The following is a 20002-nucleotide window of genomic DNA, read 5'->3' as shown; positions in this document are numbered from 1 at the left end:
CATAGTTGTTCAGCATTTGGTCTGTCATAAGAGCACCAATCAGGCTTTTGCCTGCCAGCTGATTATACTCAAACCCTTTTCCATTTACGTAGCGGGTAGAAGAACCGTCGGCAATTTGTCCGGGTTGCCCGGGTGCAGCAAGTGTATTTCTGTTTGGAAATACTTCCTCAACCTGACTTGAGATCCATGCTTCAAATTGATTTTTAATTTCAGCACTTACGGCCGTGTTGTTTGAAAAGAAATCGGTGGAAGCGGCAACTTTACCTTTAATATTTTTTGTAGCTGCATTAAGCTCAGCGCTTTCAAACGGATCTACATCGCCACCGTTTTCGGATTGGTTGCGGTACATTCGTAATAAAAGCTGTTCGGTGGAATTTTCGAAATCAAGCATGGCCGGAAGCAGTTCGTGGCCCATTTGAATTCGTGTGGTTTGGCCGGAGAATGAAACAGTCGACTCACTATTTCGGGTAAATTCATAGGATGAAGGAACTTCGATTTTTGTGCCATCATCAGTGTCGCAGGAGATGAGTATAGATGAAACTAAGAGTAGCGTTAAAATAGATTTTAGTCGGAACATGTCTTGAAAAATAGGTTATTATTTTTATTTAGATCAATTCTAAGTTAAGAAGAGTTTCAAGCCAAATCAAAGCTTATGTAGAATAAATCTAAATTAATTTCCCCTGAACATTAAAACTTGGAACAAGTCAGGAAAAATGCACTTAGCTAAAGTGAATAACCGCAATCAAATACAGGAAAACGATGTTTACTAACAGACTAATTCTTTTAATAACGGCAACCATGCTTATGTTTACCGCTTGTTCTGAAAAGACCAACAAGAATGCTGAGAATGTGGGCCAGCAAGTAGAGAATACGGTGAAATCCGCTAAAGAAGATGTTCAGCAAACTAAAGAGGAGTTCATTGCAGAAGCGGAACAAACTCTGAAAAAAATGAATGAAGATATTTCAGAAGCTGAAGAGCAGTTGAAAGAAAAGTCGGAAGAAGCCCGAGAAAAGGCAGAGGAAAAGCTGGATGAACTTAAAGGCGAACGTGATTCCTTCAAAGAAGATTTAGCTGAGCTCCGTGATTCCGGAAAGGACAAATGGAAGGAAGTAAAAGATGAAATGCAGGACGGACTGGAAACCCTGAAGAACAAATACAACCGACTGCTGGAAGATCTCCAAATCGGATAATTATTGTTTTTGACGGGGCGAAACCAAATCCATGGCCTGGCCGAGTATATTCTTACTGAAGTTGAAGAATTTTTCTTGATTTCCCATCGCCAGAAAGCGGAGCACATAACGCAGCTCTCCCAGTAATTTGGGAGGGTTGCTAATCAGGGTGTCTTCGCGCACAACTTCATCCCAGTCGATAGAGCGCTGAAATTTGACTCCGGCCTTGGCCATGGTTTTCATATAAACATTTGCCATTAGCCCGTACCCGATCGTAGTAGGGTGAAGTCCATCTAAACTGAAAATCCCTCCTTTATAAAGCTGTCCGTTTTTATCCAGACGTATATAATCGGTTGTGAGTTTTACATCACCCTCTTCATCCACCAGATGTGCAGTGCTTTCTTGTTTCAACAGTGCATCAGCCAGGCCTTTTGGCAAATCCCGAACCAATTCGCCCCCCAAACGTCTTCGGGCCATGCCGGCCACATTTTTGGCCATGGGCACTACGGTCCAGCCGTATTCATCAGCTACTTTATGGATAATATCATTGTATTCATCCATGGTTAGATCAAGCTGAATAGCCTGATCTTTTGTTAAGTGTGGGTGCTTGTCCGGATCAAAATCCTCATCCCAAATCCAGAAGCGGGTGTAATAATCAAAATACCCAAGCCGTTTGCTGGAAAGATCGGAATTCACACCCCGGCAAACGGGAGGAATGGTCACATAGGGAAGGGTAGGCACAAATACTCTTTTAGCATCCAGCTTTGAGACTTTTTCAGCCAGTTTTCGATACTGAATTTCGAAATGCTCGGGCCGGTAAACGGTATGCGTACGCTTCCCCGGAAATACTTCCAGGTTATCATCTTCGGTCCAAATCATTTTTAAGTCGGTGATGGCCGCAATCATATTATTATGGCCAAGACACACAATCAGGTTTTCGATACCCCCGTCTTCAGCCAGTACTTCTGCATTATCAAATTGGCTTTGGGTTTCGAGTTCTGTGTCTTGCTTCAGTGACGGGTTCAGCACAAGCCGGGCAGTGGTAAACTTGGCATGCTCGGGGAGCATATCAAAAACCGTAAACTTCTCGGGATTAGTTTGAATATGATGCCGGCTGTTTTGCTCATTAACCACCCAGGAGTCGCTGATATTGAATCCCCATATCGATTGGTTGTGGTAAGGAGAGTTCCGGTCAACGGCGAGATCTTTCAGTCCGCCTTCCCAGTATTTTTTGATACGCTTCAGGGTTTTTAGCATATGGGTGGCGGCGGGCAGATACTCATTCCAGGTGATTTCATCCCCAAACTCTTCTGACATACCCCGTACCAATACTTCGAGGTTTAATGGGATGCCGGCCTGGGCAGTAAAGCTGGGTTGATCAAAATCGGGTCTGGGTTCAAAGCAGCGATGCACGAAAGAAGGGAAATTAACATCGGTACGGTAAATACCTCCGTTGTTAAAACCCTGTGAAAGGCTGTCTCCAATAACGACCAGTTTGTGGTTGGCTTCTTTTTTATTCCAGAACATGAATGTTTGCCACTAAATCTCAAAACACGAAAAGATAGCTAAGTGAAGGGTGAATAAAAATATGAGTCAGGAGAAGTGAGGTTTGAATAATGAGTAGTGATGATCATACTCATGACTCACTTCTCAAAACTCACAACTATTTACCCCGGACATCCCTATTTTGTGTTTTCGTGATTCAGAGGCAAATCAAATCAAAAGACTATGTCAGATAAAAACAGACTGGAACTATTCAGAGAAAAAAGAGCCGAACAGAATGAGAAAGTGATGGACTTTGATCACCTGGGCATTAAGCGCTTTTTCAATATGGACACCAATACATATCGTGATGGAGCCCTTTCCTCTCAAACCAAAGAATTGCTTGGCCTTACGGCCTCAGCCGTTTTACGTTGTAACGATTGTATCGACTATCACCTGGAGCAATGTGCTAAAGCCGGATCTACCAAAGCCGAAATTGTTGATGCATTAAATGTAGCCTTGATTGTGGGAGGGAGTATCGTAATTCCACACCTTCGGCATGCGGCCGACACTCTGGATTTTCTGGAGGAGGAGGGCACGCTTAAAACTGACTAACTAGTTAAGAATTCGAGTGGATTCGGGTGCATGAAATCAAGATCAAATCGATCTTTAATCTTTTTAGATGAAACCGTTTTACCATCCGCTCCACCTTCTACAAAGGTGGGTTTCTTAAGGCCCAGTCGTTCAGCAACCACGGAGTAGGTTTCAGTACGGCTTGGATGCGAACACGAACAAACATTGAATATCTCTCCACGAATATTTTCGGTAATAATTTTTTGGGTAACCTGAATCACATCATCTCGGTGAACCAGGTTTACAGGGGCGTCACCGTCAGCAATGTCGGTTCGGCCGGCCATATACTTTGCAGGGTGCCGGTCTTCTCCGTACAAACCACATAAGCGTAGTATAACAGCCTCTGGAACATGCTCCAGTAATTCACCTTCTGCTGCTACTATGGCGTTGTCACTGTTTCGGTGCGGCACAACATCGGTTTCTTTCACTTCATGGGTTGCATTTCCATAAGCAGATGTGGAACTATACATCATCACCTGTATGTTTGCTTCAGCCAGAACACGGGAAAGTTGACCGATAATAGTTGGGTATTCATCACGGTTCTCGCCCCGCCCCGGAGAAATTGAGATTAACACTGAATCAACTTCAGGCAAACGTATTTCAGACAGGGAAGAGGCAGGAAGTTCTAATTTTACCGGCTTGATACCGATTTCATTTAATACAGAGAAATTAGAGGAAGCCCGGGTGGTTCCGAAAACGGTGAATCCATCAGTCGTAAGTTTTTTACCTAATTTTTTACCAACCCAACCGCAGCCAACAATTAATACGGAGCTGTTTTTATCGGAATTCATATTTTCTTCATATTAAATATAGTTATTGCTTAACTGTACACTAAACATAGATCAAATTCAGGCATGGCACAATCGAACACTGGAATTTTATTGGTTAACCTCGGTTCCCCCGATAGTTATGAACCCGCAGATTTAAAAGTATATCTGAGAGAATTTCTCACCGATAAACGGGTCATTGACTTTCCGGCACCCATCCGTAAAACCATTGTAGAAGCATTTATTTTGCCTTTTCGCCCAAAAGAATCGGGAGAGGCATATGAATTGATTTGGTGGGATGAAGGCTCGCCTTTGATTGTAATTACGCAGCGTGTTATTGATAAACTCCAGGAGCGATTGGGAAATGATGTTCCCGTTTCCATGGGAATGAGGTACGGAAATCCATCTATTGAAGCAGGTTTTGATGAACTGATGGAAAAGAACCCAAATCTCGATCGTGTTTTCCTGATTCCGCTATATCCTCAGTACGCGATGGCTACAACCGAAACGGTGATTGAAAAAGCTAAAGAAGTTTGGCAGTCAAAGTACCCTCAGCTTCAGGTAGAATTTAAAGAGGCCTTTTATAACGACCCGGATTACGTGAAAGCGCTGGGGGAAAGTATTCGACCTTATATTGATGAGCACGATATTGACCACCTGTTGTTTTCCTATCACGGCGTACCGGAGCGGCAGATTAAGAAACGGGATATCACCGGTGATCACTGCCTGAAGTGCGAAGACTGCTGTAACGTAAATTCACCGGCACATACCTTTTGCTACCGTCACCAGGATTTGATGACCACAAAGAATGCCGCCGATTATCTTGATCTGGATAGCAGGGACTTCAGCTATAGCACAGCCTTTCAGTCCAAATTAGGGATTGATCCCTGGCTCACACCCGCCACCGATGCTGAGCTGGTTCGACTGGCTGAGGAAGAAGGGGTGAAGAAGGTTGCGGTTTGTTGTCCGGCTTTTATTTCAGACTGTATTGAGACACTCGAGGAGATTGGCATCCGCGGTAAGGAAGACTTTGTGGAAGCCGGTGGTGAAGATTTAATCCTGATTCCTTGTGTAAACGATAGCGACCTTTGGATAGACACGCTTGAAAAATGGTGCACAGAAAAGCTTAAAGTGAAAAAGGTTGAGGCGGCTTGAGTAACTTAACTTCAAAAGAAGTTATAATTCTGGGTGGGGGAATATCGGGCCTTTCTGTGGCATGGTTTCTCCACCGAAAGGGAATACCATTCAAGCTATTTGAGAAACAGGATGAAACCGGGGGAGCCATTAGCTCAAAGATGGCACAGGAATCAGTGATGGATTTCGGCCCCAATTCCTTGCGCGACCGAAACGGTAACATCAGGGAACTCGCCGAAGACTTAGGTATTTCAAATGATCTGATTCAGATATCCGAAGCTTTTAAAACCCGGTATATTGTTCGGGACCGCTCACTACAGGAACTGAAACCGAGCCTTTTTTCTCTGATATCAACAAAGATTTTATCCCCAAAAGCAAAGCTTCGGTTACTCAAAGAGCCGTTTGTGAAAGATGGGGTGGTCGGGGATGAAAGCATCGGTGATTTTCTGGAGCGAAGAATCGGTAAAGAGGCAGTCGATTATCTTGCAGATCCGGTGTTTTCGGGCATCTATGCAGGCAATATTTACAGGATGAGCAAGGAGTCGGTGCTGCCCAAGCTTGCAGAATATGAACAGGATTACGGGTCTATAGCCTGGGGTGCTATTCGTTCAAAAAAAGAGAAGAAAGCAATAAAACCGATAGTGCTTTCCTTCAGAAAAGGAATTCAACAGCTAACCGAAGCTATCACGGAAAGAATTTCTGGCCATATTTTGTATGATGAAGTAAAAGCGTTGGAAAAGTCAGAGTCTGGCTACAAAGTTCTGACGGAGGATGAAGAATTCTGGTCAAGCAACGTCATCTCTTGCATTCCTGCATATAGCCTGGGCCGAATACTAAGAAGATTTGATCCGGAAATATCTGCTGAACTGGTAAGTATTGATTATGTCCCGATGCTTTCAACACAAGTGTTGTTCAATGCGTCTGAAATTGACGTGAAGCGAAAAGGGTTCGGGTTTTTGATTCCCAGAAAAGAACGAATCAGACTGCTGGGTGCCATTTGGAAATCAAGCATCTTTCCTGAGCTAACGGCAGATGGGTATTTTCATGCTACCCTGATGACAGGAGGGGCGCACGATCGGGGAATTTTGACCGGGCCGGTAGAAGAGGTGGAAGAAGAGATTCTAAAAGAGTATTGTGAGCTTATGGAGACAGATGCTTCCCCGGCCTTCATTAAATCTCACCTCTGGAAAAAAGCCATTCCCCAATTTGATGTTGGCTACGAACAGAAAAAACAGAAGCTTCAACAATTTGAATCTGAAAATCCCGGCCTGCATTTAGGCGGTAATTACCGCTGGGGCGTCTCCGTGCCGGATTGCATTCAGGGAGCGGAAGAATTGGTTGAAGGAGTTACCGCTTTGTTATAAATCTTTTGGGATGATCTCGATGCTCATTGGCAGGTGGTCTGCCGCTATATTCATTGAGTCAGGCGAAAAGTAGTAATTCACAATCACCGTATCCCCGGCAACTTCACTCTTCATGTTGTTATTGGGAAGAATGTGATCAATACGCCAGAAGGCAGAATCAGCCGGGTGAGAGTACACTCCCGTTCCGGTCAAAAGATCTACGAATTCTATAGATGAACCGGTTCCAAGAAAAGCTTGGAATTCATCACTGTCTGGTGTGCTGTTGAAATCACCCACAGCCAGAATATTTTCATCGGGATTCAGCGCCAACAGTTGATTGTAATGTGCCCGCAACAGATTGATTTGTCCAAGTCGCCAATTCTCATTTCGGTCACCACGGCCCGCTTTCAGATGTACACCGGTTAAATAAAATGAATAGTCCGGGTTCACCAACACTTCTGTGGTCCACATACGATTGTTGGTAAATGCCTGTGAAGCAGGATTACCTTCATCATCTACTTGTTCAAGGATCGGTGTATTTGTTGTGGCATAGCTGTGAAACAGCCCTAAAGGGATACGGCTCATCACCACTACATTCATATACCAGTCGTTGCTCTCGTGGCCTGCAAAAACCTGGTAACCCAACTCCGGAAAATGCTCTTCGGCTAATTTCTGGGCATAGCTGTCACTTTCAAATTCCTGAAGAACCACAATATCGGCATCCGCTTTTTTAATGATCTCAGCAAATAGCTCCCGGCGCTGATCCATATTCTCAGGCGGATTATTCTCCCGGCTATTATCGATGTACGGGTTGTCCACCTCATCCACAAAATGCTCTACATTCCAGGACAGAACCTTCACGGTGTCAAAGTCAGAGGCTTGATACCAGCCCGGTGTAGCCAAAGTCTGAGAAAATAAGTCAGGATCGGGCTGTTCTTTTTGCTGTTGAAGGGTGCAAGATGAAGAGACGAGTATCAGAATCGGTAAAAGCAGGCGCATATCTTTTTAATAAGATGGTATGGGTTTTAATGTTATGGAACTTTTAAAGTTTGTGATGGAATTGTGAGGATTACCATCTAAGATAAGAGCTCAGGTATCGGTAAAGTACGGTTATTTAATTTTGCATTCCCGCTGCCAAAACCGATATTCGGGCTCTCCATCCATTTAAAAAATTTCCTATGCCTGAGAAATCTTCAAAAGGACTCTTCGCCTGGGCAATGTACGACTGGGCCAATTCGGCCTATTTCGTGATGATCCAAACCTTTGTATTTGCGGCCTATTTTGCCCAATCCATTGCTGAAAATGAAACCTCAGGTACGGCTTTATGGGGAAATATGATCGGGTTGGCGGGTTTTGTCATAGCGATCTCTGCACCTTTTTTAGGTTCAATTGCCGATGAAGGAGGCCGCCGAAAACCGTGGATTGCCTTCTTTACCGCCCTTTGTGTAATCGGATGCAGTATGCTTTGGTTTGCCGAACCCAGCTCTGATTTTATCTGGTTTGCCCTTTCAATGGCTTTCATTGCTACGTTGGGAGCCGAGCTCTCATTCATTTTCTACAATGCCATGCTGCCTGATTTAACCACCAGTTTAACCATTGGAAAATGGTCGGGCTGGGGTTGGGCTATGGGATATGCCGGAGGACTGGTTTGCCTTATCATCGGGTACTTCGGTTTTGTTGAGTACGGTGCCGATGTATTTGGGCTGGATGAAGGCTCATTGCAGAATGTAAGAATCACTTTTCTGTTCACCGGCTTGTGGTATGCTGTTTTTAGTATTCCCATGTTTTTGAAAACGGAAGACGTGCCTTCAAAAAATAAAAGTATGTCGGTGGCGGTGAAGGATGGGATGAAGGAACTCAAGAACGGGATTGCCATGCTTAAGGATGAACCCAATATCTGGAAGTTTTTACTGGCACGTTTGTTTTACAATGACGGCCTGGCCACCATTTTTGCAATGGGGGGAGTGTATGCAGCCGGAACTTTCGGTTTTGATACCGGGCAGATCTTTATGTTTGGTATCGCTCTCAATGTGACGGCCGGACTGGGCGCTTTCGGGTTTTCCTGGCTGGATGATATCAGTGGCAGTAAAAACACAATCGTGTGGTCGTTGGTGGGGCTGATCGTACCGGTTGTGGCCGTTCTTTTTGTGGAGGCGGAGCTCTGGTTTTGGGTGTGGGGTTTGCTGCTTGGAATATTTGTGGGTCCCGTACAGGCATCAAGCCGGACATTTATGGGAAGACTGGCCCCGCAAGATAAACGAAATCAAATGTATGGGCTGTTTGCTCTGTCCGGGAAAGTAACCACTTTTGCCGGGCCTATTATGGTGGGTTGGATTACCTTAATGATGGATAATCAGCGGTGGGGAATGAGTGCCATTTTGTTGCTTTTGGTTGTGGGATTAGCTTTAATGTTAGGTGTGGATGAGGTTAAGGGAACAACCCGGGAAGAAGTGCCTATAAACCAGAATTAAAGAAAACAATGTATTTATCTGCTTATTTGTTAAATTAACGCAGATTTTACTACTGTATAGAACAACACAGTAACTTAAAAAGCAGGTGTTTAATTAGTTCCATATAAACACCTTTAATTAATCGAAACAAAATTATAAGGAGTACAACACATGAGTAGAATGGACGATATCAGCAACGTAGTAGAAGAACTGCAAGTTGACATGAAGAAATTTTATGAGAAAGGAAACAAGGCTGCCGGTACGCGTGCCCGTAAGCACCTGATGACTCTTAAGAAGCTTTCTCACGAAATCCGTCAGGAAATTCAAGCGAAGAAAAACGCGATGTAATTTCCTTTACCACATTTAAAAGAAAAGCCACCATTGTGTGGCTTTTTTTATTTTCAGGAACATTTAACCATTTATCTTTTTTATTATCTGGCTGAAATTAACGCTTCAATCGATTAGTGCATGAATCAAGAGCCCGCTACCCGAATCCATAAAGATGCTATCAAAGCCTGGACCGTAAATGCTTTGCTATTCGGATTGTTTTGGTTTACCCCTTCAATTATTCAACTGGCCCTGGCTATAAATCATAACTTTGGCATCGGCACGCCATGGTACCATGGCTTAGACTGGCTTTTGTTTGGTTGTATCTTTTTTACTTCCCTGGTCCTTTATTTGTTAACCGGAGTGTTGCTGCCCAACATTCGGTGGAAACGATGGAAATACGATGTGTCCGAAAAAGAAGTTGATATGCTTCGTGGAATTATCATCAAAAAAAGAACACTCGTTCCCATAAACCGGGTTCAGCACGTGGATACCAAGCAAGGCCCCATTTATCGAAAGTTCGGGCTGTCTTCGGTTACCATTTCCACAGCAGCTACCACCCACGAAATTCCGGCGCTTGACGATGATACAGCTGACGAGCTCCGCACCACGATCTCTACACTTGTACGGAAGGTGAAAGATGATGTCTGAGTTTAAGCGGCAACATCCCATTGCAGCCGTAACAAGGGTGATAGAAAGCATAAAACAGAATTTTGTCACCATTGTTATTCTGCTTTTCATCGGTACTTCTAATACCGAAGGGTATTTTCTTTACTTTCTGCTAGGTGGTATTGCTATAACGTTGGTAAGCGGGGTGCTGAGTTGGGTAGTGTTCAGGTATCGGGTACACGAAGATGAGCTTCAGATCAAGAAAGGGGTGCTCGTTAAAAGTAATATGTACCTTTCCAAAGATCGCATACAGGTGATTGATATTACAGAAGGCTTGCTACAGCGTATGTTTGGGTTGGTGAAAGTGGAAGTTAAAACGGCCGGCGGAGGTACCGAAACGGCTACCATCAGTGCCATTTCACGAGGAGATGCGGAAGCATTACGGACTGAGCTACGCAAAAAACGGGCAGCAACTCAAGAGGGGGAAGGAGAAGCCGAAGAAATTTATGAGGCTGAAGAAGAGGTACTGGGGCAATGGCAATTGTCAACCAAGGATTTGGTTTTTGCAGCCTTTACGTCCGGTAATTTTGGTCTGATTGCGTCTATTCTCGGTGCAGTGTCGGGCCAGATGGATGAGTTTATAAATGAGGAAACTATTGAATATGTGTATGAAGCTCTTCCCGGGTATAGCGATGTGACCCTGATTGTTGGTGTCGTAGTTACCATTATTGTCGTGTCATGGGCACTGTCGTTTATTGGGGTAATTTTCAAATATTCAGACTTTCAGCTTGAAAAAACATCCAAAGAACTCATTATCACCAGTGGCTTGGTGGAGAGGAAGCACATAACAGTGCCATTCGATCGCATTCAGGCCGTTCGGTTTGTGGAAGGGATTATTCGTCAGCCTTTTGGGTATGGAATGCTTTACGTGGAAAGCGCCGGCTTCGATCAAACTCAAAAAGGACGGTCTATTGTTCTTGTGCCTTTTATCGCATCTTCGAACATAAGTGCTTTTCTGGCAGAGTTTCTTGAAGAGTATAAAGAACCGGAATACCAAATCAGGCCTCCGCGAAAAACGTTATGGAGATACATCCGGCGTCCTAATTATTTTGTTTTACCTCTGATACCGATTGCCTGGTACCTGATGGAATACGGATGGCTATCGTTACTGGTAATTCCTGTTTTGGGGTATTTGGGGTGGCTGAGATATAAAGATGCAGCCCTCGGTTTGGGAGATAAAATCCTGAGAATGCGCTATCGGGTAGTATCACGGACAACGGCCATTGTAAAGAAAAACCGTATTCAGAATATTGAGACTAGTCAAAATCCATTTCAGGATAATAAAGACATTCAGAACCTGACAGTGACGGCTGCCTCCGGTGCAGGAGGATTGGATTTCGAAACCGCAGATATCCGCTTAGCAGATACCTTTAAGGTATTAAAGTGGCTGGTAAATGAGGCCGTTGAGGAAGAAGAGCCGGAATCTACTCGTTCAGCTCAAATTGAATTATAAAGCGAGTCCATTCTCCGCTTTCGATGGTCAGGGCTCCATTTACCCTTTTGATTAAAACCTGTATAAGCGTCATTCCCAGCGACTCGCTTTGCTCCGGATCGAAATCCTCGGAAATACTGTCACCATTATTGGCAACCATTAATTCCATTCCTGAGCCACTTTGCTTCAAAGAAATCTTGATTATACCTTCATTTCGTTCTTTAAAAGCATGTTTAAAGGCATTATTGATCAGCTCATTTAAGATTAGTCCTATTGGAATGGCATCGTCGAGATCAATTTCAAACGGAACCACATCCGTCTGAATCTCAATTTCTTTCTTTTCACTGGTGTAGGCATTTTTTATTTCTTCTGATAGCTCCCGGATATAGGAATCGAGGGGAATATTGGAAAGGGTAGAAGACTCGTATAGTTTCTCATGCACCTTGGCAATTGATTTAATACGCGCCTGGCTGGAAGACAACATGTCTTCAACTTCATGGCTTACATTATCTTTTTGAAGTTCCAGCAGGCTGGAAATGATGGCAAGGTTATTTTTTACCCGGTGGTGGATTTCCTGCAAAAGAATCTCTTTGTCTTTAAGTGATTCCTTAAGTTGTTTGTCCTGTTTCTTTTGGGTTGATATATCTCTTACGCTGCCAATAATAGCCTCAGGTTTGCCTTCTGCATTACGAACCAGGGTTCTTACATTGCTAACCCACTTCCAGTCTCCGGTGCTGTCTTTTAACCGAAATTCAACAAAGGGAAGGAATTCGTTGTCTTCAATATCATCGTATTTTTCAACTATTTGTTGTAAACGCTCACGGTCTTTAGGATGCATTTTAGAGAAGATGAATGAGATACCGCCATTAAGAAACTCATCCGGCGTATAACCCAGCATAGAGGTAATGGCAGGACTCACATATTTGTATTCCCTGTCATCCAAATTCATTTTATAGAGCACGTCTTTGGAGTTGGAAAGCACTTGCTTAAAGCGCTCCTCACTTTCTTTGAGGGTTTCCATCCAGATTTTAGTGCTGTTCAGGAATCGATAGACCAGCCAAATACCGATCCCGATAAGCAATAGACCCAGGAATATGACACTCCAGCGTAATACGGAGTTGACCAGGCGAGCCAGGTTGCCCATCTCCGAGGAAAAACGGACTTCCAATTCTGTGAGTTCTTGGTCCAGCTCTTCAAGTTGAGTAACCCATTCCGTTTTTTGTTCTAAACTAATATCAGATGCTTGCATTTGAACTCTGACAGAGTCTCCAAAATGAATGAGTTTGGCAATCTTTTCATCACCTTCTGTCCATACTTCAATAGCTTTTTTGACCTGGGGCAGCCACTGAAAACGCCGGAATAAGTTGATTTGGTGGGGGATGTCATCAGGGTGAATTTTTCCTTCTAAAAACCCATCAAATACGGTCTGGTAATCATAATCATCTTTTAATAATTCTTCTCGCCCTATCCGGTCACCCAAGTTTACGCGAAGTGCACTTTTGAAGTGTTCAAATTCTTCTTCGTTCTCCGTAAGGATATAATTGGTGAGGTGAATAACAGATTCTTTTTGTGCCTTGGTCCACATTCCCTCACCACCCACATAAGCTCTGATACCTGAGGAAGTATTAATGGAAATGTTGACGATAAGGATTAGCAATAAAGCACAGACAATGCCGAACGCAAAAAGGGCGACAACTTTCTGATCTACATCCAAGCGTTCTTTACCAATTTCTGTAGCCATAAATACTAGTTTAGTATTGAAAATGCCTTACCCTGATGGGTATGGCAATTAATGCGATTTTTATCGCATTAGTTTCTTGTATTTAATGCGATGAGGCTGGTCATCGGTAATACCAAGTCTCTGTTTCCGGTTCTCTTCGTATTCTTCATAATTTCCTTCAAACCAGTACACCTGGCTGTTTCCTTCAAAAGCTAATATATGAGTTGCAATCCGGTCCAGGAACCATCTATCGTGAGATATGACCACCGCACAGCCCGCAAATTCCAACAAGGCCTCTTCCAGTGCTCGTAATGTATTAACATCGAGATCATTAGTAGGCTCATCAAGTAACAGAACATTGGCTCCTTCTTTCAACATTTTGGCAAGGTGAACACGATTACGTTCTCCACCGGAAAGTTCTGTTACTTTCTTTTGCTGATCGCTACCGCTGAAATTAAAACGAGCTACATAGGCCCGTGAATTTACTTCCCGGTTGCCCAGCTTAATGGTGTCTTGCCCACCGGAGATTTCTTCCCAAATTGTTTTGGAAGGATCCAGAGGTCTTTTCTGGTCAATATATCCAAGCTTTACCGTTTCACCGGTTATCATTTTTCCATTATCAGGTTCTTCCTGTCCGGTAATCATTTTAAACAAGGTGGTTTTACCGGCACCGTTTGGGCCGATTACCCCTACAATACCGCCGGGAGGCAGCTTAAAATTCATGTCTTCAATCAGCAGGCGTTCTTCAAAGCCTTTTGTCACCTGATCGGCCACAATTACCTTGTCGCCAAGTCGCGGGCCGGCCGGTATGAAAATCTCCATGTCATCCCGCCGTTTTTCATGCTCTTCAGATAACAATTCCTCATACTTATTGATACGGGCTTTACTTTTGGCGCGGCGACCTTTTGGATTTTGGCGAATCCAGTCCAGCTCTTGCTTAAGCGTTTTTTGTCGCTTGGATTCTTCCTTCTCTTCCTGTTGCAGCCGTTTGGATTTCTGTTCCAGCCACGAGCTATAGTTACCTTCAAACGGAATTCCTTCGCCGCGATCCAGTTCAAGAATCCAGCCGGCTACGTTGTCGAGAAAGTAACGGTCGTGGGTTACGGCAATCACAGTGCCTTCATACCGATCAAGATGTTGCTCCAACCAGCCCACGGATTCTGCATCAAGGTGGTTGGTCGGCTCATCCAGCAATAAAACATCCGGTTTCCTGAGCAGTAAGCGACAAAGGGCTACACGGCGGGCTTCACCCCCTGAAAGCACCTCAACAGAGGTGTCACCCGGAGGGCACCGAAGGGCGTCCATTGCCTGCTCCAGTTTACTATCTATATCCCAGGCTTCAACCTGATCAATTTTTTCCTGAAGTTTAGACTGTTTTTCAATCAGCTTCTCAAAGTCAGCTTCCGGATCGCTGAAGGCAGCATTTACCTCTTCATATTCCTTAAGCAGATTCATGGTTTCCTGTACACCTTCTTCAACAATTTCCTTAACGGTTTTAGAAGGATCGAGCTTGGGCTCCTGAGACAAGTAACCAAATGAAATTCCTTTCTGGATGCTGATGTCGCCTTGATAGTTCTGATCTTCGCCGGCAATAATGCGCAGTAAAGTGGATTTTCCGGCACCATTCAATCCCAAAACACCAATTTTAGCTCCATAAAAGAAAGAGAGATAAATGTCTTTGAGTACCGTTTTATTGGGCTTGTAAGTTTTGCTTACCCCAACCATCGAAAAAATGATCTTATTGTCGCTCAAGGAAATACGTATTTATTAGAATTAATAATATGTTAAAGGTACGAAATACGCGTTGATTTTTTGAACTTCTTTCTAAACAAAGTTCTGCTGAAACCCGAAATTTTTACCAAAAATGAAAAGAGGCACCGACTTTATTATCGATGCCTCTCAGAAATACTTTAGCAAAAATTTTATCCGAGTGCTACATCCAATACCATCATTACTACAAAACCAACCATCACACCTAAGGTAGCCAGGTCTGCATTGCCATGAAGTTGACTTTCAGGAATCAGTTCCTCTACTACCACGTAGATCATGGCACCGGCAGCAAATGCCAGGGCATAGGGCAGGATCGGAGTGATAAATATTACAGCCGCTGCACCGATTACGGCAGATACCGGTTCCACAATTCCCGAGAGCTGACCATAGTTGAAGCTTTTTAACCGGCTCACTCCATCACGACGAAGGGGCATGGAAATAGCGATACCTTCAGGGAAGTTTTGAATACCAATACCAATAGCCAAAGTAATAGCTCCTGCAACTGTTGCTCCCCCAACCATATCAAGCCCCAGGCTGGCCGCTCCAAAAAGAACTCCAATTGCTAAGCCTTCCGGAATGTTATGCAGTGTAATAGCTAAAACAAGCAGAGTAGCTCGTTTCCATTTTGTATCCACCCCTTCAGCTTCGTCGCGGGGCAACCCGATGTGCAGGTGGGGGACGTAAGCATCACAAATTCTAAGGAAGATGCCGCCAAGCAGAAAGCCGATAGCTGCGGGAACCCATCCAATCATTCCCTGAGCTTCCGCAAGTTCAATACCGGGGATGATTAGTGACCATACACTTGCAGCAATCATAACTCCGGCAGCAAAGCCCATCATGCCATCTAACAATTTGTAGTTGATACCTTTGGTGAAAAAAACAATAGCCGCTCCAAGTGACGTAACACCCCAGGTAAACAGACCGCCCATCAAGGCTTGTACAATAGGATTTAGTTCAAAAAACCAGTTTGGTAAGAATTCCATAAATTTTTTGTTTTGAATATAACAATTTGCTTAGTCTTACTAAAAATTTAGTTAAGGCTAATATTTATGTTAAATAATTTTCAGATTAAAGGATTCATAATTTTACTACCTTAATGCCCAAACCATTTAAATCAGGCATGAGTAACGATATTTTAGCTTTTAAAGAACCTATCAAAGATGGGTTGATTCGCATACTCTTGCGCATCGGAGACATAGAATGTGAAGTCGAAAATGATGCGCCTGATTTTGTAGACCCGCTCGAGGATCATCCGGTGTTAACCGTTACACCCGAGGCTGACCTTAAAGATATTACCGAGTCTTTTATGGATGGCTATCCCCTGGTACTGAACAAGAGAAAATCCAAAGAGGACAAAATAGTGTGGAATTTACCCGGGGGCGGTATCTGGTTTGATATGGAAATGGATAACGTAAAAGAGGTTTGGCTTACAGAATTCAGTTTTTTTATTGAGAGTGAAAAGCCCCGATACCTGGCATACTACATCCGTGATGTGGAACATAATATTGAGTGGCTGCAACCGGATGCCCAATCAGGTGAGATACGGTCTTTGAGTACCTTTAAAAAGAAATTCACACCACCGCCGGTCTCAGATCAAAATATATACTCAGGTGGTGAAATTATGAAATGTGCTGATATGCTTGGCCGCGCTATCAATAAAATTGATATGCGTACTCAGGAAGCTTTGGTCAGGTTCAATACGGAGAAAGGAAACCTGGAACCGTTACTTATAGGGATGGCTGAAAAGCTGGGTTACACCGTTAAATCTCTAGACAAAGAAGTGATTGATCGTGAAGGTGAAAAGGGCAGAAGCGTTAGCCATTCTATTTCTTTGCAATAAAAAAACCCGGCACTGTGGGAGGCTGCCGGGCTTAAACTCTAAGAGAGATATCTAAACTAACTTTCCTGTTTCCAGAATATGATGCCCCCGGCTTGTTTACCGGTCTCTACCACGTCAACACGCTCCAAGGTTTTCAGGTTGATGATATCAACAGACCCGGGTTCACCACCAATTCCTTCAACCGAGATGAATGCGTAATTGTTGTCAGATGAGATAGCAACACCGTGGCTAACTTTCCGGCTGTTTTTGATTTTCGCCAATTCCTTACCGGAGCTCAAATCCCATACGCCGGTTGCCCCTTCTCCTTTATAGGTTGCTACCAACAGTTTTCCGTCATGGCTGACTTCGAGGTTATATGGTGCTTTTCCGGTTTTCCAACGGTTGGTTATTTCCCATTTGTTAGTGTTTATTTCCAGAACCTCGTCCGAACCGTTAGCCGCAACATATACCAGAGGTTTTGTAGGGTGAGGGTCGGCCCAGGTAGGCTTCTCAACCGGTTTGTGCATCATGTTACCATGATTCATGCCGGAGTGATCCATACTTGCCGACACCTTTCCACTCATTTTTTTGCCTGACAGCTTAAGCTTTCTCTGCACTTCAAGTGCTTCGGTATCGATCTCGATCAGCTCATCGGTCATCATGGATACATGGTATTGTCGGGTTCCTGAACTGTTAATGCGTGAACCGTGAGGCATTATGCCTGTTTCTATATCTGAGAGCCGGATCATGGACTCAGGCTCAACGACTGAAACCGTACTTGGCTCCATGTCTCCATGCAGGTTAAAATTCACCACATACAGTAAACCCGTGGTGGTAGAAATGTCCATACTGGCAGGAAACATGCCCAATTCAACTTCTGCTACAAACTCGTTGGTTCGGGTTTCGAACTTCCAGAGTTTGCCATAGGGTATTCCATGGGCGATGCTTACAAACCAGTGCTCTCCATCAGGGGAGATAGTGAGACCATGCGGCCCTTCGTTTTCCTGAGGCCAGGTTCCCACACGTATGGTTTCTGCAATTTCACCCTTTTGTGTTTCACCATCGAAATGTACCAGGTGAACTTCGTCATCAGATTCTGCAGCTACATACAAATAGTAATCTTGTGCAAAGGAACTGGAGGTTCCCCAAAAGAGAAACCCTCCAATAAAGATTGCGATCAAAGCTCTCTTAAAACTCATAGTCTATATATAACTTTTGTTTAGTTGGTTCCCTGCTGGGGCTTGTCAACAAGTTTGATAGCCCATAAGCCGGAGTTCCAGTCAGAAATGAAAATATGTCCTTTGTATGGTTGAGGTCCCCATGTAAACGGAGCGTTTGGAACCAGGGCATCAGGATGAGTAGGCTCAAATTTGGCAATCTCACGTCCCTGATCGTACAGGTTCCCCATCAACTCTCCGGAAATATCAACGATGCGCAGTCCGGCATTGTAATAAGCCACAAAAAGCAGATCGTCAACTACCCAGAAATTATGAGTACCGGCTTCAGGAACCTGGTAGCGAGCTACTTCAGTTGGCTTGTCCCAGCCATCAAATTGAATAAAATGAATCCAGCCGGCTGCAGCAACGGGATTGCTTCTGGACGGAAGTCCATTCGGGAAAGCTTCGTCACCGGCAATTACGTAAAAATCGCCTGTTGATTTACTTTTGAAAGGGAATGCGGCGTGATTCCATCCACTTGGGTAAGAATAACTTCCCAACTGAACCGGGTTTTCCGGAGATCCACCGGCGGTTCCCATCTCTCCTTCCTGAGCACCAATATCAACGGCTACCACGCCATCACTCCAGTTGGAGGAGTAGGCAATTCCGTCTTCAATCCAAACATCGTGGATCGAGTGGCCGGGAGTATCCAGCTCGAAACGCCCAACGGTCTGTGGGTTTTCCGGGTCTTCAATATTGATGATGTCATAACGACGGCCATTATTCACCGCATATACATGATCTTCGTAGATGAAAGCGTTGTGAACACCGCCGGTGAGTCCTTCATTATATTCAGACAGAATTTTAACATCCCGTGGGTTACTTACATCCAGAACTACCATTCCGTTCTTACGATTTGAAGCACCTTCACGAGTGATTACTCCAATGGTTCCATCTTCAGATATTTTCACGTCATTAACAGTCCGGGCGTCCACACGCACAGTGTCAATCGGAGTAATGTTAGCCGGGTCGGTTACATCCCAGAAATAGGCATCGCCATTTGCTCCCCAGGTTCCGGTTATAGCGTAGTCTCTGCCGTCCACGCCTTCCCAAACCCAGAGGTCAGAAGTGTGTACATCAAGGACTTCACCATGTCCAACCAATTCAATATCCTGCTGAACATTTCGGTCCTTAACCCGAATAATTTGTTCTTCAAATACATCACCTGAGCGAGCAGTGAGGGTGAAAATGCCCGGCTTGTTGGCTACAAATTTCCCGTTCTGAGAAACCTGGCCTTCTGCACCTTGTCCAAGATTATCATCCGGCTGAGCGGTGTAAGAATAGGTGATCGGTGCATCTACTTCATTACCATTATTGCCAAGAGCTTTGGCATCAAAGGTAATGACATCACCGGTTCGGACTTCAGTTTCGCTATTACCAATAGTAATAGAGGCCGTTGGGTTTTGCTTTATAGTCACATTTAGCGTGGCTTTTTTTCCTTCAGACTGAGCCGTGATTTTAGCTTTTCCGGGCTTCTGAGCAATCAGCTTACCATGACTCACCATTGCTACGGATTGATTGTCGCTGGAAATCTTCAGGTCCGGGTTTTCGCGAATCAGGTCCATCGCATCAAGCACATGTACATTCAAATCGATGGTGGTTTTGGAGTAAATGTTTTCAGGTACATTTACAAATTCTACCTTAGCAATAGGCGGATACGGAACATTGATCTCGAACTGTTTAACCACTCGCTGGTCGCGCGGACCTGAGCGAAGAACGATTGCTGAATAGGTACCCGGTTTGTTAGCTTTAACAAGTCCGCTTCTGGAAACTTCCAGGTCACGCCCGTTACGGGAATAGAACAACAAAGTATCAGGAAGGGCTTCACCGGCTTCCGTCATTAGTGTGGCTTTAAGTTGAAGTTCATCCCCAACTTTTACTTCTACGGGATCGGGTTCGATTACAATTTTTAAAGAGCTTGCATCCTGTGCAAAAAGAGAGGTAGTACCAATAAGCAGGATAGCGGCTAAAATTTTTAATGCTTTCGCCATGACAGGTAAAATTAGTTAATAGATAAGTGGTTTTTATTAAGACCTGTAATAAATCAAAAAAAAGTGAGAAATGAACTA

Annotated in this window: 18 protein-coding genes; 9 read left to right on the top strand and 9 right to left on the bottom strand. The window is 44.1% G+C overall.

What is annotated here, in order from left to right:
- Positions 1–577, bottom strand: a 577-nt coding sequence (locus tag ABFW99_RS02170; RefSeq protein WP_440707404.1) for a DUF4856 domain-containing protein, incomplete at its 3' end; no start/stop codon positions are given.
- A gap of 182 nt (positions 578–759) precedes the next feature.
- Here ABFW99_RS02170 and ABFW99_RS02165 point away from each other — a divergent pair.
- Entirely contained in the window at positions 760–1191 is a 432-nt protein-coding gene (locus ABFW99_RS02165; protein ID WP_349353280.1) for a hypothetical protein, read from the top strand.
- Here the strand turns inward: ABFW99_RS02165 and ABFW99_RS02160 are convergent, their stop codons facing one another.
- Positions 1192–2697 carry a hypothetical protein gene (locus ABFW99_RS02160; protein ID WP_349353281.1) on the bottom strand — a complete coding sequence of 502 codons (1506 nt, stop codon included), beginning with the start codon at positions 2695–2697 and terminating at the stop codon, positions 1192–1194.
- A gap of 201 nt (positions 2698–2898) precedes the next feature.
- Between ABFW99_RS02160 and ABFW99_RS02155 the strand changes: the two genes are divergently transcribed.
- A complete protein-coding gene (locus ABFW99_RS02155) occupies positions 2899–3267 on the top strand; it encodes a carboxymuconolactone decarboxylase family protein (protein WP_349353282.1) in 369 nt (122 codons plus the stop codon).
- On the opposite strand, the gene ABFW99_RS02150 is transcribed toward ABFW99_RS02155, so the two are convergent.
- Positions 3264–4076: a hypothetical protein gene (locus ABFW99_RS02150; protein WP_349353283.1), complete on the bottom strand. Its 813-nt coding sequence runs from the start codon at positions 4074–4076 to the stop codon at positions 3264–3266. The genes ABFW99_RS02155 and ABFW99_RS02150 overlap by 4 nt on opposite strands.
- A gap of 63 nt (positions 4077–4139) precedes the next feature.
- Between ABFW99_RS02150 and hemH the strand changes: the two genes are divergently transcribed.
- Together hemH and hemG are read left to right on the top strand one after the other, a co-directional pair.
- Complete coding sequence (gene hemH / locus ABFW99_RS02145) at positions 4140–5207, top strand: ferrochelatase (RefSeq protein WP_349353284.1); 1068 nt, start codon at positions 4140–4142, stop codon at positions 5205–5207.
- Positions 5204–6550, top strand: coding sequence for a protoporphyrinogen oxidase (hemG, locus tag ABFW99_RS02140; protein ID WP_349353285.1), 1347 nt, complete (start codon positions 5204–5206; stop codon positions 6548–6550). Before hemH ends, hemG begins: the two co-directional genes overlap by 4 nt.
- Here hemG and ABFW99_RS02135 read toward each other — a convergent pair.
- Positions 6545–7528, bottom strand: coding sequence for an endonuclease/exonuclease/phosphatase family protein (locus tag ABFW99_RS02135; RefSeq protein ID WP_349353286.1), 984 nt, complete (start codon positions 7526–7528; stop codon positions 6545–6547). The two genes, hemG and ABFW99_RS02135, sit on opposite strands and share 6 nt — an antisense overlap.
- A gap of 179 nt (positions 7529–7707) precedes the next feature.
- Here ABFW99_RS02135 and ABFW99_RS02130 point away from each other — a divergent pair, with 179 nt between their 5' ends.
- The 4 genes from ABFW99_RS02130 (at position 7708) to ABFW99_RS02115 (ending at position 11428) form a co-directional block, all read left to right on the top strand.
- On the top strand, positions 7708–9000 hold the full coding sequence (locus ABFW99_RS02130) for an MFS transporter (RefSeq protein WP_349353287.1): 1293 nt from the start codon (positions 7708–7710) through the stop codon (positions 8998–9000).
- 150 nt (positions 9001–9150) lie between these two features.
- On the top strand, positions 9151–9327 hold the full coding sequence (locus ABFW99_RS02125) for a histone H1 (protein WP_349353288.1): 177 nt from the start codon (positions 9151–9153) through the stop codon (positions 9325–9327).
- A gap of 120 nt (positions 9328–9447) precedes the next feature.
- Positions 9448–9957: a PH domain-containing protein gene (locus ABFW99_RS02120; protein WP_349353289.1), complete on the top strand. Its 510-nt coding sequence runs from the start codon at positions 9448–9450 to the stop codon at positions 9955–9957.
- Positions 9947–11428, top strand: coding sequence for a PH domain-containing protein (locus tag ABFW99_RS02115; protein ID WP_349353290.1), 1482 nt, complete (start codon positions 9947–9949; stop codon positions 11426–11428). The genes ABFW99_RS02120 and ABFW99_RS02115 overlap by 11 nt, the downstream gene beginning before the upstream one ends.
- Here ABFW99_RS02115 and ABFW99_RS02110 read toward each other — a convergent pair.
- The 3 genes from ABFW99_RS02110 to ABFW99_RS02100 form a co-directional block, all read right to left on the bottom strand.
- Positions 11400–13148, bottom strand: coding sequence for a sensor histidine kinase (locus ABFW99_RS02110; protein WP_349353291.1), 1749 nt, complete (start codon positions 13146–13148; stop codon positions 11400–11402). The genes ABFW99_RS02115 and ABFW99_RS02110 overlap by 29 nt on opposite strands.
- Before the next feature lie 60 nt (positions 13149–13208).
- Positions 13209–14885, bottom strand: a complete 1677-nt coding sequence (ettA, locus tag ABFW99_RS02105) for an energy-dependent translational throttle protein EttA (protein ID WP_349353333.1) — start codon at positions 14883–14885, stop codon at positions 13209–13211.
- Positions 14886–15049: 164 nt separating this feature from the next.
- Positions 15050–15880, bottom strand: coding sequence for a ZIP family metal transporter (locus tag ABFW99_RS02100; protein WP_349353292.1), 831 nt, complete (start codon positions 15878–15880; stop codon positions 15050–15052).
- A 137-nt stretch (positions 15881–16017) separates the two neighbouring features.
- Here ABFW99_RS02100 and ABFW99_RS02095 point away from each other — a divergent pair, with 137 nt between their 5' ends.
- On the top strand, positions 16018–16737 hold the full coding sequence (locus tag ABFW99_RS02095; protein WP_349353293.1) for a hypothetical protein: 720 nt from the start codon (positions 16018–16020) through the stop codon (positions 16735–16737).
- A 56-nt stretch (positions 16738–16793) separates the two neighbouring features.
- Here ABFW99_RS02095 and ABFW99_RS02090 read toward each other — a convergent pair whose 3' ends face one another.
- On the bottom strand, positions 16794–17915 hold the full coding sequence (locus tag ABFW99_RS02090; protein ID WP_349353294.1) for a YncE family protein: 1122 nt from the start codon (positions 17913–17915) through the stop codon (positions 16794–16796).
- A gap of 20 nt (positions 17916–17935) precedes the next feature.
- A complete protein-coding gene (locus tag ABFW99_RS02085; RefSeq protein ID WP_349353295.1) occupies positions 17936–19924 on the bottom strand; it encodes an LVIVD repeat-containing protein in 1989 nt (662 codons plus the stop codon).
- Between the last annotated feature and the right edge of the window lie 78 nt (positions 19925–20002).

Source organism: Gracilimonas sp. BCB1 (assembly GCF_040117685.2).
In the GTDB taxonomy this organism is placed as follows: domain Bacteria; phylum Bacteroidota; class Rhodothermia; order Balneolales; family Balneolaceae; genus Gracilimonas.
This window is presented reverse-complemented; position numbering and strand designations above follow the sequence as displayed.

What these genes read in the sequence shown, in the direction of transcription:
- ABFW99_RS02165 (WP_349353280.1), top strand. Translation starts at nt 760, where the DNA reads ATGTTTACTAACAGACTAATTCTTTTAATAACGGCAACCATGCTTATG.
- ABFW99_RS02160 (WP_349353281.1), bottom strand. Translation starts at nt 2,697, where the DNA reads ATGTTCTGGAATAAAAAAGAAGCCAACCACAAACTGGTCGTTATTGGA.
- ABFW99_RS02155 (WP_349353282.1), top strand. Translation starts at nt 2,899, where the DNA reads ATGTCAGATAAAAACAGACTGGAACTATTCAGAGAAAAAAGAGCCGAA.
- ABFW99_RS02150 (WP_349353283.1), bottom strand. Translation starts at nt 4,076, where the DNA reads ATGAATTCCGATAAAAACAGCTCCGTATTAATTGTTGGCTGCGGTTGG.
- hemH (WP_349353284.1), top strand. Translation starts at nt 4,140, where the DNA reads ATGGCACAATCGAACACTGGAATTTTATTGGTTAACCTCGGTTCCCCC.
- ABFW99_RS02135 (WP_349353286.1), bottom strand. Translation starts at nt 7,528, where the DNA reads ATGCGCCTGCTTTTACCGATTCTGATACTCGTCTCTTCATCTTGCACC.
- ABFW99_RS02130 (WP_349353287.1), top strand. Translation starts at nt 7,708, where the DNA reads ATGCCTGAGAAATCTTCAAAAGGACTCTTCGCCTGGGCAATGTACGAC.
- ABFW99_RS02125 (WP_349353288.1), top strand. Translation starts at nt 9,151, where the DNA reads ATGAGTAGAATGGACGATATCAGCAACGTAGTAGAAGAACTGCAAGTT.
- ABFW99_RS02120 (WP_349353289.1), top strand. Translation starts at nt 9,448, where the DNA reads ATGAATCAAGAGCCCGCTACCCGAATCCATAAAGATGCTATCAAAGCC.
- ABFW99_RS02115 (WP_349353290.1), top strand. Translation starts at nt 9,947, where the DNA reads ATGATGTCTGAGTTTAAGCGGCAACATCCCATTGCAGCCGTAACAAGG.
- ABFW99_RS02110 (WP_349353291.1), bottom strand. Translation starts at nt 13,148, where the DNA reads ATGGCTACAGAAATTGGTAAAGAACGCTTGGATGTAGATCAGAAAGTT.
- ABFW99_RS02100 (WP_349353292.1), bottom strand. Translation starts at nt 15,880, where the DNA reads ATGGAATTCTTACCAAACTGGTTTTTTGAACTAAATCCTATTGTACAA.
- ABFW99_RS02095 (WP_349353293.1), top strand. Translation starts at nt 16,018, where the DNA reads ATGAGTAACGATATTTTAGCTTTTAAAGAACCTATCAAAGATGGGTTG.
- ABFW99_RS02090 (WP_349353294.1), bottom strand. Translation starts at nt 17,915, where the DNA reads ATGAGTTTTAAGAGAGCTTTGATCGCAATCTTTATTGGAGGGTTTCTC.
- ABFW99_RS02085 (WP_349353295.1), bottom strand. Translation starts at nt 19,924, where the DNA reads ATGGCGAAAGCATTAAAAATTTTAGCCGCTATCCTGCTTATTGGTACT.